At 62.9% G+C, this 13,969-nt stretch carries 13 protein-coding genes and 1 pseudogene; 7 read left to right on the forward strand and 7 right to left on the reverse strand.

The genetic code is table 11. The features are described 5' to 3' along the window. The first annotated feature begins 47 nt into the window (after positions 1–47). A pseudogene (gene larC, locus ABJF10_RS21490) lies at positions 48–1,001 on the forward strand (nickel pincer cofactor biosynthesis protein LarC). Between the two features lie 195 nt (positions 1,002–1,196). Here the strand turns inward: larC and murI are convergent. Beyond that, positions 1,197–2,048: a glutamate racemase gene (gene murI / locus ABJF10_RS21495; RefSeq protein WP_348546662.1), complete on the reverse strand. Its 852-nt coding sequence runs from the start codon at positions 2,046–2,048 to the stop codon at positions 1,197–1,199. A 69-nt stretch (positions 2,049–2,117) separates the two neighbouring features. Then, positions 2,118–3,356, reverse strand: coding sequence for an LL-diaminopimelate aminotransferase (locus ABJF10_RS21500; protein ID WP_348546663.1), 1,239 nt, complete (start codon positions 3,354–3,356; stop codon positions 2,118–2,120). A 219-nt stretch (positions 3,357–3,575) separates the two neighbouring features. Here ABJF10_RS21500 and ABJF10_RS21505 point away from each other — a divergent pair, with 219 nt between their 5' ends. From ABJF10_RS21505 to ABJF10_RS21515, 3 genes are read left to right on the forward strand one after another with little or no spacing between them, the layout of a single operon-like run. Then, positions 3,576–4,160 (forward strand): RNA polymerase sigma factor, encoded by a 585-nt coding sequence (locus ABJF10_RS21505; RefSeq protein WP_348546664.1) that lies wholly within the window; start codon positions 3,576–3,578, stop codon positions 4,158–4,160. A gap of 15 nt (positions 4,161–4,175) precedes the next feature. Beyond that, positions 4,176–4,598, forward strand: a complete 423-nt coding sequence (locus tag ABJF10_RS21510; RefSeq protein ID WP_348546665.1) for a hypothetical protein — start codon at positions 4,176–4,178, stop codon at positions 4,596–4,598. 12 nt (positions 4,599–4,610) lie between these two features. After that, on the forward strand, positions 4,611–5,747 hold the full coding sequence (locus ABJF10_RS21515; RefSeq protein WP_348546666.1) for a hypothetical protein: 1,137 nt from the start codon (positions 4,611–4,613) through the stop codon (positions 5,745–5,747). 369 nt (positions 5,748–6,116) lie between these two features. Here the strand turns inward: ABJF10_RS21515 and ABJF10_RS21520 are convergent, their stop codons facing one another. Beyond that, the gene (locus ABJF10_RS21520; RefSeq protein WP_348546667.1) at positions 6,117–6,830 is read right to left on the reverse strand and encodes a hypothetical protein; all 714 of its coding nucleotides are present in this window, start codon (positions 6,828–6,830) and stop codon (positions 6,117–6,119) included. A 200-nt stretch (positions 6,831–7,030) separates the two neighbouring features. Continuing rightward, entirely contained in the window at positions 7,031–7,660 is a 630-nt protein-coding gene (locus ABJF10_RS21525; RefSeq protein WP_348546668.1) for a superoxide dismutase, read from the reverse strand. Positions 7,661–7,888: 228 nt separating this feature from the next. Here ABJF10_RS21525 and ABJF10_RS21530 point away from each other — a divergent pair, with 228 nt between their 5' ends. After that, positions 7,889–9,187, forward strand: coding sequence for an ATP-dependent 6-phosphofructokinase (locus ABJF10_RS21530; RefSeq protein ID WP_348546669.1), 1,299 nt, complete (start codon positions 7,889–7,891; stop codon positions 9,185–9,187). Between the two features lie 17 nt (positions 9,188–9,204). Here the strand turns inward: ABJF10_RS21530 and ABJF10_RS21535 are convergent, their stop codons facing one another. Together ABJF10_RS21535 and ABJF10_RS21540 are read right to left on the reverse strand one after the other, a co-directional pair. Further along, a complete protein-coding gene (locus tag ABJF10_RS21535) occupies positions 9,205–10,140 on the reverse strand; it encodes a histone deacetylase (protein ID WP_348546670.1) in 936 nt (311 codons plus the stop codon). Next, positions 10,137–11,546: a class I adenylate-forming enzyme family protein gene (locus ABJF10_RS21540; RefSeq protein WP_348546671.1), complete on the reverse strand. Its 1,410-nt coding sequence runs from the start codon at positions 11,544–11,546 to the stop codon at positions 10,137–10,139. The genes ABJF10_RS21535 and ABJF10_RS21540 overlap by 4 nt, the downstream gene beginning before the upstream one ends. A 70-nt stretch (positions 11,547–11,616) precedes the next feature. Here ABJF10_RS21540 and rpmE point away from each other — a divergent pair, with 70 nt between their 5' ends. Together rpmE and prfA are read left to right on the forward strand one after the other, a co-directional pair. Next, positions 11,617–11,838, forward strand: a complete 222-nt coding sequence (gene rpmE, locus ABJF10_RS21545) for a 50S ribosomal protein L31 (RefSeq protein WP_348546672.1) — start codon at positions 11,617–11,619, stop codon at positions 11,836–11,838. A 153-nt stretch (positions 11,839–11,991) separates the two neighbouring features. Next, positions 11,992–13,077, forward strand: a complete 1,086-nt coding sequence (prfA, locus tag ABJF10_RS21550) for a peptide chain release factor 1 (RefSeq protein ID WP_348546673.1) — start codon at positions 11,992–11,994, stop codon at positions 13,075–13,077. A 299-nt stretch (positions 13,078–13,376) separates the two neighbouring features. Here prfA and ABJF10_RS21555 read toward each other — a convergent pair whose 3' ends face one another. Continuing rightward, entirely contained in the window at positions 13,377–13,736 is a 360-nt protein-coding gene (locus tag ABJF10_RS21555) for a hypothetical protein (protein ID WP_348546674.1), read from the reverse strand. Positions 13,737–13,969 lie beyond the last annotated feature (233 nt).

Genomic DNA, 13,969 nt, shown 5'->3' on the forward strand with positions numbered 1-13,969 from the left:
ATCACGACCACGATCACGGGCGCAGCCACGGCGAGATTCGCGCGCTGATCGAGGCGAGCGAGCTTTCCCCTTTCGTCAAAAAACACGCCCTCGGCATCTTCCAGCGCATCGCCGTGGCCGAAGGAAAAATCCACGGCCAGCCGCCCGCCGACGTGACCTTTCACGAAGTCGGCGCGCTCGATTCCATCGCCGACATCGTCGGCGCCTGCGTCGGCCTCGAGGCACTCGGCGTGGAGACGGTCCTCGTCTCCACCCTGCACGACGGCTCCGGCACGGTGCACTGCGCGCACGGCACCTTCCCGCTGCCCGCGCCCGCGACGCTCGAAATTTTGCAAGGCATCCCGATCGGGCAGATCGATGAGCCGCACGAGCTCATCACGCCCACCGGCGCCGCCATCGCCGCCGAGTTTGGCGCATCCTTTGGCCCCATGCCGCAGATCACCATCGACAAGATCGGCTACGGCGTCGGCTCGCGCGATCTCCAGTCGCGTCCGAACGTGCTGCGCGCCGTCCTCGGCACTCTCGTGGAGGGCTAGACCATGCTCGGCGGCTACGAGACCGATACCGTCACCCGCCTCGACACGAACCTCGACGATGCGTCGCCCGAGATCCTCGGCGCGGCGATGGACAAGATGCTCGTCGCCGGCGCGCTGGATGTGTGGTTCACGCCCATCCACATGAAGAAGAACCGGCCCGCCGTGATGCTCTCGGTGCTCTGCGAACGCGCCCACGTCGAGGCCATGGCCAGCATCATTTTCCGTGAGACCACCGCCTTCGGCCTGCGCACCGAGCAAGTCGTACGGCTCAAGCTCGAGCGGCGTTTCGAGACGGTGGTGACGGAGTTTGGCGAAGTGACGGTCAAGCTGGGGCTCAAGAGCGGCGAGGTCGTGCAGGTCGCGCCGGAATTCGAGTCCTGCCGCGCGCTCAGCGAAAAGAGCGCCCAGCCGCTGCGGGTAATCTACGAGGCAGCAACGAGGGCATATCGGGGCGGCCCGCTGTAGCAGGGCTTCGGAAAAAACGTCATTCTGAGCCTGCGAAGCATCTGGCGCAGGCACGGGCTTCTGTCCAAAAGCGCCATAAAACGCTCTTGACCTGGCTCGGCTTCCACAACTACCATCGCGGTCAGCGATCATTTCTGACCGCGATGGTGGTTGTCGATATCGCGATGTCGATTGGGTATCGACCTGCCTCACCCGCTACCTTACCACCTGCCCCGTCGGCTCACTCCCCTCCGGACAAAGCGCCAGCCGCCCGTTCTGCTCGGCGATATGCTCGACCGCCGGCAGCGCCTCCCCGAGAAACCGCGCCCCATGCGTCGCGAAGCGCGTGACATCGCCGCTGGAAAGCACCCGCAAACTCCCCGTCCCTACCGGCGCAAAACCCGGATGCCGTTCCCGCCAGGCGCGGAACCGCTCCGCCACCTCGGGCGCGGGATTGAGCACGTTGACCTCCGGCGGCGTGAGTTCATTGAACGCGCGCTCCAGCAATGGGTAGTGCGTGCAACCAAGGACGAGCGTATCGACGCCGTCGAACTTCGCGAGATAGCGCTGCACAGCCAACCGGGCGATCTCGGTGTCCTCCCAGCCTTCCTCCACGATCGGCGCCAGCAGCGGCGCCGCCACTTCGGTGATCTGCACGCTGTCGCTCAGCTTGCGCACCTCGGTGCGGAAAGTGTGGGAAGCCACCGTGCGCGCCGTGCCGACAAATCCAATATGCCCGCGCGTCCGCTGCACCGCCGCTTCCGCCGCGGGAATCGTGACGCCCAGAATGCGCCGCTCCGCCGACCCATAGCGATGCTGCAAATGCCGCAGCGCCACGCAAGAGACGGTGTGGCAAGCCACGAGAATCGCCCGGCAACCTTCGGCAAAGAGCCGCTCCACGCATTGCTCGGAGAAATCGAGGATCGTATCCACATCGCGCCCGCCATAAGGCGCGCGCCCCGAATCGCCGAGGTACAGGTAGTCCAGTTCCGGCAGCGTCTTCCGCAATTGCCGGAGTACCGTCAATCCACCGTAGCCACTATCGTAGACGCCAACGGGGCAGCTCATATGTTGCGCGGCTTCCGTTCCATTGGATGTTCGATGTTGGGTGTTGGACGTTGAATGTTCTGCCTTCCCTCACCACTGGATCGCCTTAATCCGCCGCGCAACTTCCTCCGCATTCGCCCGCGAATTGAACGCGCTGATCCGGAAGTAGCCTTCGCCCATCGCGCCGAAGCCGCTGCCCGGCGTGATGACGACATTGGCCTCATTGAGCATGCGATCGAACATCTGCCAGCTCGTCGTGCCCGTCGGCGTGGAGACCCAGATATAGGGCGCATTCACGCCGCCGTAGACGCGCAGCCCCACGCTCTCCCCGGCCTCGCGGAGGATCTTCGCATTGCCCATGTAATGCGTGACGAGCGCCGCGATCTGTGCCTTGCCCTCGGGCGAATAGAGCGCCTCCGCGCCGCGCTGCACGATGTAGGAAACGCCGTTGAACTTGGTGGAATGCCGGCGCGACCAGAGCGGATGCAACGGCTTGCGCTCGCCGCTCGCCGTCGAGGCCAGCAGCGTCTTTGGCACCACAATGAACGCGCAACGCGTCCCGGTGAACCCGCCATTCTTCGAGAAGCTGCGGAACTCAATCGCGACCTCACGCGCCCCGGCAATCTCGTAGATGGAATGCGGCACCGCCGGGTCGCTGATGTAGGCCTCGTAAGCCGCATCGTAGAGAATCACCGACTGGTGCTCCTGCGCGTAGGCCACCCACGCTTCGAGCTGCGCGCGCGTCGCCACGGCGCCGGTCGGGTTGTTCGGAAAGCATAGATAGATGACATCCACGTGCTCCTGCGGCGGCGCGGCCACGAAGCCGTTCTCAGCCGTGCACTTCAAGTAAACCAAGCCCGCGTAGGCGCCACTGTCATCGGCGTCACCGGTATGCCCGGCCATCACGTTGGTATCCACATACACCGGATATACCGGGTCGGTGATAGCCAGCTTGTTCTTGCCGCCGAGGATATCGAGGATGTTGCCGCAGTCGCACTTGGAGCCATCGCTCACGAAGACCTCGTCGTCCGCCACTTCAATCCCCTTCGCGCGATAGTCATTCTCCGCGATGGCATGCCGCAACCACTCGTAACCCTGCTCGGGCCCGTAGCCGTGGAAGCCTTCGCGCGTGGCCATGTCGTCCACCGCCTTGTGCATCGCCGCTGTCACCGCAGGGGGCAACGGCTCGGTCACGTCGCCGATGCCGCAGCGAATGATGCGCTTGGCGGCGTCCGGGTTCGCGTCGCCGAATGCCTTCACACGCCGCGCGATCTCGGGGAAGAGGTAGCCAGCCTTGAGCTTGAAATAGTTGTCGTTGAGAAAAGCCATAAATAGGAGCGGGACGGTGTATCCCACTCACGCCCCGGGCTCAATGGCGAATCGTCACATTGTAGCCACCTCGGTCCGCCGAGGCACCCTCCTATACCTCCCATTCGTCCCATACCTCCTATCCGGCGCGCGGCGCAGCAGCAGACGACAACAACACCAGGAAGCCCCAAAATATTCTGAACTCCACGGCCCCGACGCGCCATAAAGGTGCAGCGCTGCATGTCATCCTCCCCCGTCGACCATCAAGCCGATCTCCTCGCCCTGGCCCGCGCCGGCGATCTCGCGGCGTTTTCGCAACTCATGGAGGAACTGCAACCGCGCCTCCTCGGGCAGGCCCTTGCCTTTTGCAGCGACAGCCAGCGCGCCCAGGACCTTGTGCAGGAAACGATGATCGCGGCTTGGAAGAGCCTGCCGCGCTTCGATGGATCGTGCCGCGTCTTCACCTGGCTCTACGTCATCCTCCTGCGTCAACATCAGCGTGCGCTCGGTTGGTTTTCACGGCGGCTCCCGCTGGCCACGCTGGAACAGCAGGCCGCCGCGCAGCGCTTCGAGCCGGCAACCAGCGGTGGGCCGGAAGAGGGCGGAGTGGCCGAGGCGGAGTTACTGCGCGCCATGCTCACCGCTCTGCCCGCCCGGCATCGCGAGGTCGTGCGCCTGCGCTTTTACGCCGACGCCAGCGAGACGGAGATCGCCGCCGTCCTCGGCATCCCGCCCGGCACGGTGAAGAGCCGCCTCCATAGCGCGCTGACCAAGCTCCGCCGCATGAAAGAAAAAGTGAACCGCCTCCGCGGCGCCGCGCATTAACCCACAGAACCGACCATGAGCACCCCGACTCCCGATGACGACCAGTCGATGCGCGACGCCCTCCAGCGCGACGCGGCGCGAGTGTCCGAGCCTGCTTTCGATGCGGCCCTGCACTATGAGACGATGCGTCGTGTGCGGGCCCTGGCAGAGACCAAATCCGCCACCCCACGCTGGCACCTCGCGCCAACGCTTACCGCAGCGGCTGCAGTCGTGGCCTTGAGCGCGCTCATCGCCCTGTGGCCGCATTCCTCCGCTCCCACCAAGCCACGTGAAGTAGTCACTTCCCTCGCGCCGCGAACCGCCGCCCCCCGCGCCTCCCTGCTCGCCTATCAAGCCGCCGCCAACGACGGCGACGCAGCTCTTCTCGCCCTGCTTGATCGTGACGCCAGCACCTTGCTGCCCGCCTCTTCGCCCCTCTTCAACGCCACTCTTCCGTAAATCCTCCACTCCATGAAATACACCCTCCTCACTTTTACCTTCGCAACCCTCACCTTCGCCTCCCCACTCCGGGCCCTGGATTCCCGGCCTACCAATCCCGCCCTGCTCTACTGGCAGGCGGCAGCGATCCGCCCTCAATTGACTCCCGAGCAGGCCAAGGAAGTGCACGAAGTCGTCGCCGGCCGGAAGCCCTACGATGCCATGGCGGCGGCAAAGATTTTGTCTGACAGCAAAAGCAGCCTGCTCCTTGCATTCAAGGCAGCGGACTCCACCGTACCCTGCGACTGGGGCATGCCGGTGGAGGATGGCCCCTTCATGGCGCTGCCCCATGTTTCCAAGATGCAGGAAATGGGCGCGGTCGCCATCTTGCAGGCGGAGGACTTTTTCGCCGAGGGCAAGGTGAAGGAAGGCCTCGATTATCTCCTCTTGACCCATCGCCTGGCCCGGCATGCGGGGGCCGGCGATATGCTCATCTCCAATCTCGTTCAGTACGCCATCGAGACGAATGCCCTGCGTGCCGCCGCCCGGCATTGCCTCGCCTGGGATGCGGACACCCGGAAAACCTACGCCGCGCAGCTCAAGACGCTCCCCCCACTGCACACCACCCAGGCCGCCTATGGGGGCGAAAGTGCATTCATCGACTGGCTCGACACCCGCTTCAGCGTGGCCGGCGCGGACAAGACACAAGTTGAGGAACTCCTGAACATGGAAGGAACGGACAAATGGAAGGCGAAGGAGGCGCTGCTGAAGGAATTCACGCCAGAAGGAGTCAAGGCATTCGTCGCAGAAATGCGCTCCCTTCAGCTTCGTGCCCAGGCGGGGCTGGGCGAAGCATGGCCGCAATGCCACGCCGCCATGAAAGCCGTGGACGAGGATGCGCAGCACAGCACTTTCTACGTCGTCCGGAGCATGGTGGCGCCCACCGTCAACGTCGGGGAAAAGCAGTTCGTCATCGCCACGCTCCGCACGATGCTCGACGCCGCCCTGGAGCACGGCGCGCAGCTCGACGAAGCCACCGCCGCCACCTACCACGATGCCTTCACCGGCGACCCGCTGCGCTTCAAAAAGGACGCCGACGGCACGATCACGCTGCTCACCGCCCAACCGCATCCGGCCGGCAAGGAACTCAGCCTGAAATTCGGGAAGTAGGGGGCGAAACCAAAACACACCGCGTCTTGCTTTTTGGCGGCCGTGATGCTATGAGCAGAGGCAGGAATGAGAGAAGGTCAGAGTGGAATCCGAGGTATCGCGGGGAGCGGGAGAAAGGGAGGTTCTTTGACATATCCAAACGGGAGTAGTTTGATGCAAATGAGATGCAACAAGGCATCCAGGCTCACGAAAGCGGTTGCTGGCCGTCGACCTTGATTGGCCTATGGCCGAACCAGAGTAAGACTCAGACGGATCAAGGCTGGTCAAGCCCAGTCAAGGCTGGTCAAGGTCCGAATTTTTTGCCGTCAATCATCACCGCACCTGTTTCGCAAACCTCCTTAACGCCAATTCATGGCATTAAGGCCCACCCTAGCGAAGCTGCGAAAGCTGCCCGTCGACGTCCCCGATTTGCTTCTGCAGACCGTTGAACTGCTGGAGAAGCTGGAACGCTTGCGGCGATTTCTTGGCCCCAATTTGCCAATTGCCGCCAAACCGGGAAGTGGCTTCGTTGAGCGAAATGGCGAGCCGGTTGGACGCCTGCTGCAGCGCCTCGCGCTGGCGGAGAAGTTCCTTGCGTGCGATTTCCGCTGCGCTCTCTACCGGAGCCGGGCGGGCGGAGGACGACGGCGGAGTCGCACTCGCTGCGGGCGGCACCTGTCCACCTGGGGCCGCCAGGCGCTGCTGGATAGCCGCCTGAGTTTTCTGGTCCTGGACGACCAGTCGGCGCGCCACTGCCATATCGTTCGTCACCTGGTCCGGACGCAGCGTCACTTCATTATTGTCGGCTTTGTAAACGCCCGGGCGCACTTCCCGCAGCGGCTGTCCCGGCTTGAGGCCGAGGATGCCATCGGAAGTTTCCACCGAGACCTTGGTCACGAGGTAGAACACACCGGGCGGCGCCAATTCCGGAGCGGGAGTGGCGGGAGGAGGCGTTGGGGTTGCCACGGCCACGGGCTTTGGTTCCGGGGTCGCCAGTTTGGGGGCCGGCGTAGCCGCCGGGACTTCTTCGGGGACTTCCTCCTTGGCCACTTGTTTTTTGCACCCGCTGAAGCCCATCAATGAGCCCAGCACGAGAGTGCACATCAGTGCCCTCACGTAATTCTGCCGATCAGACAACGTAACCATAACGCGGTCGATTGAGCATCCTCCCGGGCTTTTAAGCAAGAAGGAATAATGTGACGATTACTTGTCATTTTCGCCACGGAACCAGCCCAGCCATCGGTACAAGGAAGCGCCGCACCGGTTGCCCGATGCGGCGCTGTAAACGATCGAACGGCTGGTCGTTACTTGAGCGCGGCGAGGTAGTTTTCCTCGGCTTGCGCCCAGTTGATCACGCCCCAGATGGCCTTGAGGTAATCGGGACGGCGGTTCTGGTAATGGAGGTAATAAGCGTGTTCCCACACATCGACCCCGAGGACCGGCGTGCCTTCAATCCCGGCCACGGCTTTGCCCATGATGGGGCTGTCCTGATTGGCCGTGGAGCCGATCTCGAGCTTGCCGCCATTGACGAGCAACCACGCCCAGCCGGAGCCGAAGCGGCCGACGCCCGCCGCGTTGAATTTCTCCTGGAATTGCGCGAAGTCACCGAAGGTGCTCTTGATCGCCTCGGCGAGCTTGCCGACCGGGGCGCCCTCGGCCTTGGGCTTGAGGAGCTTCCAGAAAAAGCTGTGGTTCACATGGCCGCCACCGTTGTTGCGCACCGGGCCGCGAATCGCTTCGGGCACGGCGGCAAGGTTCTTGATCAGATCCTCGGCGCTCTTGCTCGCGAGGTCCGGGGCGCTTTCGAGGGCCTTATTGAGGTTGGTGACGTACGCCTGGTGATGCTTGGAGTAGTGAATCTCCGCCGTCGCCGCGTCGATCGTCGGCTCGAGGTCGGTATATGCGAAGGGAAGTTTTGGTAATTCGTGGGCCATAAATAGGTTCAAGTTGTGGTTTCCGTGTGAGAAACCGGTTTAACAGTATCGTTCAGATGATGGGAAGCGGATGCCTGCTTGGCAAGCGGCGCGTGTGTCACCGCGTGCAGAAGTTTGCCAGCGGAGCGTACTATCGCCCCGATTTCCGGTGAAAACGGAGTTTTTTACGCGTGCGTATCATTCGTTCCTTGAGCTTGGGCACAAATCGCTTCATTCATCTCCGCCGTCATGGACACCACGATCAAATCACTAGGGCCGTGTGAAATCACGTCGCCGTTGCGACACGTAGGGGGCGGAGTCGAGGTGAACTTCCGCAAAGACCAGGAGCGCGTGCTTTTCAGCCACACCCTGGATCGCGACGACGGACCGCAGGTCGATACCACCCAATTCAGCTTCGAAGCGGCAGGGCCCCGGGAGAACATCTTCTTCAATCCGTCCAGGACGACCGCGGCCATCGTGACCTGTGGCGGGCTGTGCCCGGGGCTGAACGACATGATTCGCGGAATCGTGACGCAGCTTCACTACCGCTACGCCGTGACCAAAGTCTTCGGTTTCCGCTACGGCTACGAAGGCCTGATCCCGCGCTACGGGCACACGCCGATGCTCCTCAAGCCGGAGTCGGTCTCGCAGATCCACAACTTCGGCGGCACGATCCTCGGCAGTTCGCGCGGGCCGCAGAAAATCGGCGAGATGGTCGATTTGCTCGAAGAGATGAACATCGACCTGTTCTTTGTGGTCGGCGGCGACGGCACACTGCGCGGTGCGGCGGAGATTTCCGCGGAATGCGAACGGCGCGGCCTCAAGAAGGCCGTCATCGGCATCCCCAAGACGATCGACAACGACATCATGTATCTCGACAAGTCGTTCGGGTTCGAAACGGCTTTCGCCCACGCCGTGCAGGCAGTGAAGTGCGGCTACGTCGAGGCCACCGGCGCGGTCAACGGCATCGGCCTGATTCGTCTCATGGGCCGCGACTCCGGTTTCATCTCCTGTTACGCCGCACTGGCGGGCGGCAATGTGGATTTCGTGCTGATTCCCGAGGTCCCCTTCACGCTCGAGGGAGAGCGCGGGTTGCTCGAGGCGCTGCGCTACAAGCTGGCGAAAAAGAAACACGCCGTCATCGTCGTGTCGGAGGGAGCGGGCCAGGACCTGATGACCAGCGACGGCGGCGCGGACGCCAGCGGCAACAAGAAGCACGGGGACATCGGGATGTTCTTGAAAGAGAAGATCGGCGCCTTCTTCAAGGAGCGCCGCTTCGAGTGCAACCTGAAGTATTTCGACCCGAGCTACATCATCCGCAGCGTCCCGGCCAATGCGCAGGACAACGTCTACTGCTCGCAGCTCGCCCAGCACGCCGTGCACGCCGCGATGGCCGGCAAGACCGCGATGCTCGTGGGGCGCTGGCATGGCGCCTTCGTGCATCTGCCCATCGCCCTCGCCACGCAAGGACGCCGCAAGGTCGACCCACAGAGCGAGCTATGGCACTCGGTGCTGGAGAGCACCGGGCAGCCCGCGCGAATGCTTTAGGGCCAGCGTAGCAGGCTTCATTTCAACAGTGCAGCCACGTGCGCCGCGGCCGCGCTGGCCAGGCCGCCCAAACCGTAGCCGCCTTCCAGCAAAGAGACGACGCGGCCCTTCGCGTGTCGATCAGCGATGCCGCGCACGAGCTGCGTGAGGTCGGCAAAATCAGCATCGGTGAGCAGGAAATCGCCGAGCGGATCGCCGGCCCGCGAATCGAAGCCCGCGGAGATGAGCACGAATTCCGGACGGAACTTTTCCATCGCCGGCAGGAGTTGCTCTTCAAAGGCGGCGAAGATCTCCGTGCGCCCGGCACCCGCGGGCAGCGGACAATTGAGCGTGGCTCCCTTCCCCGCGCCCGCGCCGGTTTCCTTCGCATGGCCGGTGCCCGGGTACCACGGCGACTGGTGCGTGCTGAAGAAGAAGACGGAGCCATCCTCGTAGAAGATATCCTGCGTGCCATTGCCGTGATGCACGTCCCAATCGACGATCAGCACGCGCTCGATGCCGTGCCGCCGCTGCGCGTGCCGGGCGGCAAGGGCGACATTGTTCAGCACGCAAAAGCCCATCCCGCGATCCGCCGTCGCGTGGTGTCCGGGAGGGCGCACGGCGCAAAAGGCATTGTCGGCTTTTCCTTCAATCACCGCATCGACCGCCGCGAGTGCGCAGCCGACGGCGAGCCGCGCCGCCTCCCACGAGGCCTCGCAAACCGACGTGTCCCCCGTGCTCAATTGCGCGGCGCCGGAAAGGATATCGCGTTCCGCGCGGCGCAGATAGTCGATCTCGTGGGCGAGCGCGAGATCATCGCCCGTGACCGCACGCGGCTGGAGGCGCGTGCGCTTTTCCAGCAAGCCCGCGCGCTTCAACCCATCCATCACCGCACTGAAGCGCGCCGGCGATTCGGGATGACCGTGGCCGGTATCGTGAAGCTGGCAGGCGGCGTCGGCGACGAGAGCGGTCATGAGAGATTCGGGAGTTGCGCACGGTAGCTCTCGGCCAGCGTGCGGCGGCTGATCTTGCCACGTTCATTGGTGGGGATTTCGCCGACCAGCCACACATCGCGCGGCACCTGCCATGAACTGAGCTTTTCCTGGCAAAAGCGGAGAATCGCCTCGCGTCCGATATTGTCACCGGCAATGCAGGCCACCGGCTCCTCTCCCCGCAGCACGGACTCCACCCCGAAAACCACGGCCTGCCTCACCCCCGGAAACTCCGCCAGCCGCGCCTCGACTTCGTGCGGATTCAACTTGCGCCCCGCCACATTGATCACCTCGGAAGTGCGCCCCACGAGATAAAGCCCCCGCTCGCCACGCTGCACCAGATCCGCCGGCACAAATCGCCCGCTGTGCAGCGTCTCCCGGTCTTCGGTGGGAAAGTAGCCGTCGCCCACCGCCGCACTCCGCACCTGAATCGGCCCCGCTTCCTGCGACCCATGCTCGATCTCCACACCCTGCATCGGCGTGCCGACGAAACCGTCTTCATAGTTCCGTTCCTCGGACGCGTCATACGCGATGCCGCCGCATTCCGACGAGCCGTAGAATGTGTGAATCTTGAGTCCAAACTTCGCACTGAACATCCCGGCCGCCTGCTTGGCGAGCGGCGCACCCGCCGAAATGCACCGCCGCAGCGACGGCAGCTCCGGCGCATTGGAAAGTTCCGCCAGCTTTTGAAAGAAGACTGGCGTCGCCGGAAACACGGTCGCCTTCGTCGCGGCCAGGCCATCGAGGATCGCACGCGGCATGCGGTCGTGGCTCACCACCAGCCGCACTCCGCGCACCAGCAGCGGGGTGATGAGATTGCTAAAGCCGTAGCTGTGCGAAAAGGGAATGACCCCGTAATTCACATCGAGCTCAGTCAGCCCCATCGTCGTGCAGATATTCTCGCCATCGGCGAAGAGCTGGCTGGCGCGGAAACGCACCGCCCGCGGCGTACTCGTCGTTCCCGAGGTGAGCTTGAGAAATTGCGGCACCGGTTCCGGCCAGCACGTCGCCTCCTCCGCCACCGTCCGGCGCTGGACAGTCAACGAACCATCCTGGTTCGTGACCAACGCGGCGGCGCGACACGTTCCCAAGGTATAGGCCAGTTCCGTCTGCCCCATGTCGCCCAGCGGCAGCGGGATCAACTGGCGCTGCCAAAGCGCGAGCAGCAGTTCCGGCCAGGTCTCGCTGTTTCCAATCTGCACCCCCACCACCGAATGCGGCGGAAGCTCCTCGAACAGCCCTCCCACTTTCGAGGCCTCCAACTCGATCTGCCCGAAAGTGCGCAGCACGGTGTCCGACGGGGAGAAGATCGCCGGATGCGGACCGAAGCGGGCGAGCGTGTTTTGCCAGGCAGCGAGCACCGGGTTTTCGGCGGAAGGATCGGTCACTAAAAATTAATCGAGTTTTTCGTTGCGGAGGGGAGTTTGCTGGGTAGTCTCCTACTCCCTTTTCCGAGCCATGAAAGCAGATATTCATCCTGATTACCAAGAGACCACGATCTCGTGCGCTTGCGGCACCACCTACCACACGCGTTCCACCAAGCGCGACATCAAAGTCGGCATCTGCGCGGCCTGCCACCCCTTCTTTACGGGTGAGCAGAAGTTCGTCGATACCGCCGGCCGCATCGAGAAATTCTCGCGCCGTTACGCAGGCGCCCAGAGCCGCAAGAAGAGCGCCTAGCTGGAAATCCGAAAACTTTAGAAACGGTGAAGGTGCCACGTGCATCTTCACCGTTTTGTTTTGCCCGGCGGCCCGGAGTGCTTAGTGCTTAGTGCTTAGTATTGAGAGTCGCGGATTCTACTGAGCACTCAGCACTAAGAACTTCCCCAAAAAATGGACTTCGCTCCCCTCATTGCCAGAAAAGCCGAACGCTTTCGCGAACTCGAAGCCGAGATCTCTTCCTCGAATCTCTACGACGACCCGCGCAAGGCGCGTGAGACCCTGCGCGAACATACCCGGCTCAAGGAATTGCTGGCCAGTTGGGAGACGTTGAAAAAGACCCGCGCGCAGCTCATCGAAAACCAGGCGCTGGTCAATGGCGAAGACAAGGACCTCGCCGAGATGGCGGCCGCGGAGATTCCCGACTTGGAAAAGGTGATCGCCGATTCCGAGCGCGCCGTCCAGTTCTCCCTCCTCCCGCCCGATCCGAATGAAGATCGCGACGCCATCGTCGAGATCCGTGGCGGCACCGGCGGCGACGAAGCGGCGCTCTTCGCCGCCGATCTCTACCGCATGTACACCCGCTTTGCGGAGACCCACGGGTTCAAGCTCGAGCCGCTGGAAATCAGCGCCGGCGAACTCGGCGGCATGAAAGAAGTTATCTTCAAGGTCACCGGCGACCAGGTCTTCCGCACCCTGCGCTACGAGAGCGGCGTGCACCGCGTGCAACGCGTCCCCGCCACCGAGGCCCAGGGCCGCATCCACACCAGCACCGCCACCGTCGCCGTGCTGCCCGAGGCCGAGGAAGTCGACCTCGAGCTCAAGGCCGACGAAATCCGCATCGAAGTCTGCCGCGCCGGCGGCCCCGGCGGCCAGGGCGTCAACACCACCGACTCCGCCGTGCAGGTCATGCACATCCCCACCGGCACCATCGTCCGCTGCCAGGACGGCCGCTCGCAGCAGAAGAACAAGGAGAAAGCCCTCACCATCCTCCGCTCCCGTCTCCTCGAGGTGAAACAGCGCGAGGAAGCCGAGAAATACGCCGCCCAGCGCAAAGGCCAGATCGGCACCGGCGACCGCAGCGAAAAGATCCGCACCTACAATTTCCCGCAGAACCGCGTCACCGACCACCGGGTCAACCTCACCCTCTACAATCTCGACCGCTTCATCGCCGGCGACATCGACGAAATGATCGCCACCCTCCAGGCCGCCGACGTCCAGGGCCGCCTCGAGGAAGCCCAGAGCGGCGCCGCCGCCTAAGCGTCAAGCCGGCCCTTGCTACGAGCCGCCCAAGGAAGGCGGCCCAGCGTTGCTCGATCGGCCGTGACCCAAAGCGCCATTGAAGCGATAAACGGTCCGATCTTGCGGCCCCAAACCTGCGAGCGTGTCGAGAGACCGTGTCCCGTCGGTCGTCACGAGAAATCGCCTCCCGCCGATTACCACGATCACGAATAGGACAGACGGTCGCGGCAATTTGGATCCCGACTTTCGGAGCCACGCCCCTGTTTTCACTTTTCCTGTTGAATGTCAATGCGCCCGGACTGACCCCATTCCCGGTATTAGTGGTCTGCAGATGCACGCAGAACATCCGGAAAAGAATAGGTGTGGCCGGCGAGCAATCGTTTGGCAAGCGCAACATCGGATTGCGTGGCGGGCAGCGCTGTTATTGCGAATTTTGTTCCGTCTTGACGTTCAATTTGTATACCGACCGCAACAATGGCTGTATGCTCCCCATGGTGATGCAGATTCCAGACATCGGAAGATATGATAGTTCCGACGAACGGCGGTTGTTTGATTGCTTCTGATGGGCGGAACGCGGGTAGCATTGGTTCCTTCCAGTGTCCTTGCTCTAACTTCTTCTCGCACGATACACTCAACCAGCAAAGTAACAACGATGTTGCTAGTGTGATATATCTCATGGATATTGAATGTGTTGAGCGGTCACGTCTATTCGATACGATGTACTGACGGCTGTGGAGGCGGGTTCGATTCGAGGTCAGTCCCGAATGGCCCTAAGAGCCTGTTATGCACTTTTGACTGGTACGAGGAGGAGGTGTGAGCTTGAAAGCTGGCAATCGGTAATCGGGGTCAACACTTTGGCCTGCCCCCGGTTTTTGATCCACTTGCTATGAGAGTTTTTGTGGGTTTTCGG

Source organism: Chthoniobacter sp., from assembly GCF_040003245.1.
Taxonomy (GTDB): domain Bacteria; phylum Verrucomicrobiota; class Verrucomicrobiia; order Chthoniobacterales; family Chthoniobacteraceae; genus Chthoniobacter.

Coding starts and splice junctions, on each gene's coding strand:
- ABJF10_RS21555 (WP_348546674.1), bottom strand. CDS start 13,736: ATGAGATATATCACACTAGCAACATCGTTGTTACTTTGCTGGTTGAGT.
- ABJF10_RS21520 (WP_348546667.1), bottom strand. CDS start 6,830: ATGTGCACTCTCGTGCTGGGCTCATTGATGGGCTTCAGCGGGTGCAAA.
- ABJF10_RS21530 (WP_348546669.1), top strand. CDS start 7,889: ATGGACACCACGATCAAATCACTAGGGCCGTGTGAAATCACGTCGCCG.
- prfA (WP_348546673.1), top strand. CDS start 11,992: ATGGACTTCGCTCCCCTCATTGCCAGAAAAGCCGAACGCTTTCGCGAA.
- ABJF10_RS21535 (WP_348546670.1), bottom strand. CDS start 10,140: ATGACCGCTCTCGTCGCCGACGCCGCCTGCCAGCTTCACGATACCGGC.
- ABJF10_RS21525 (WP_348546668.1), bottom strand. CDS start 7,660: ATGGCCCACGAATTACCAAAACTTCCCTTCGCATATACCGACCTCGAG.
- ABJF10_RS21500 (WP_348546663.1), bottom strand. CDS start 3,356: ATGGCTTTTCTCAACGACAACTATTTCAAGCTCAAGGCTGGCTACCTC.
- ABJF10_RS21510 (WP_348546665.1), top strand. CDS start 4,176: ATGAGCACCCCGACTCCCGATGACGACCAGTCGATGCGCGACGCCCTC.
- rpmE (WP_348546672.1), top strand. CDS start 11,617: ATGAAAGCAGATATTCATCCTGATTACCAAGAGACCACGATCTCGTGC.
- ABJF10_RS21515 (WP_348546666.1), top strand. CDS start 4,611: ATGAAATACACCCTCCTCACTTTTACCTTCGCAACCCTCACCTTCGCC.
- ABJF10_RS21505 (WP_348546664.1), top strand. CDS start 3,576: ATGTCATCCTCCCCCGTCGACCATCAAGCCGATCTCCTCGCCCTGGCC.
- murI (WP_348546662.1), bottom strand. CDS start 2,048: ATGAGCTGCCCCGTTGGCGTCTACGATAGTGGCTACGGTGGATTGACG.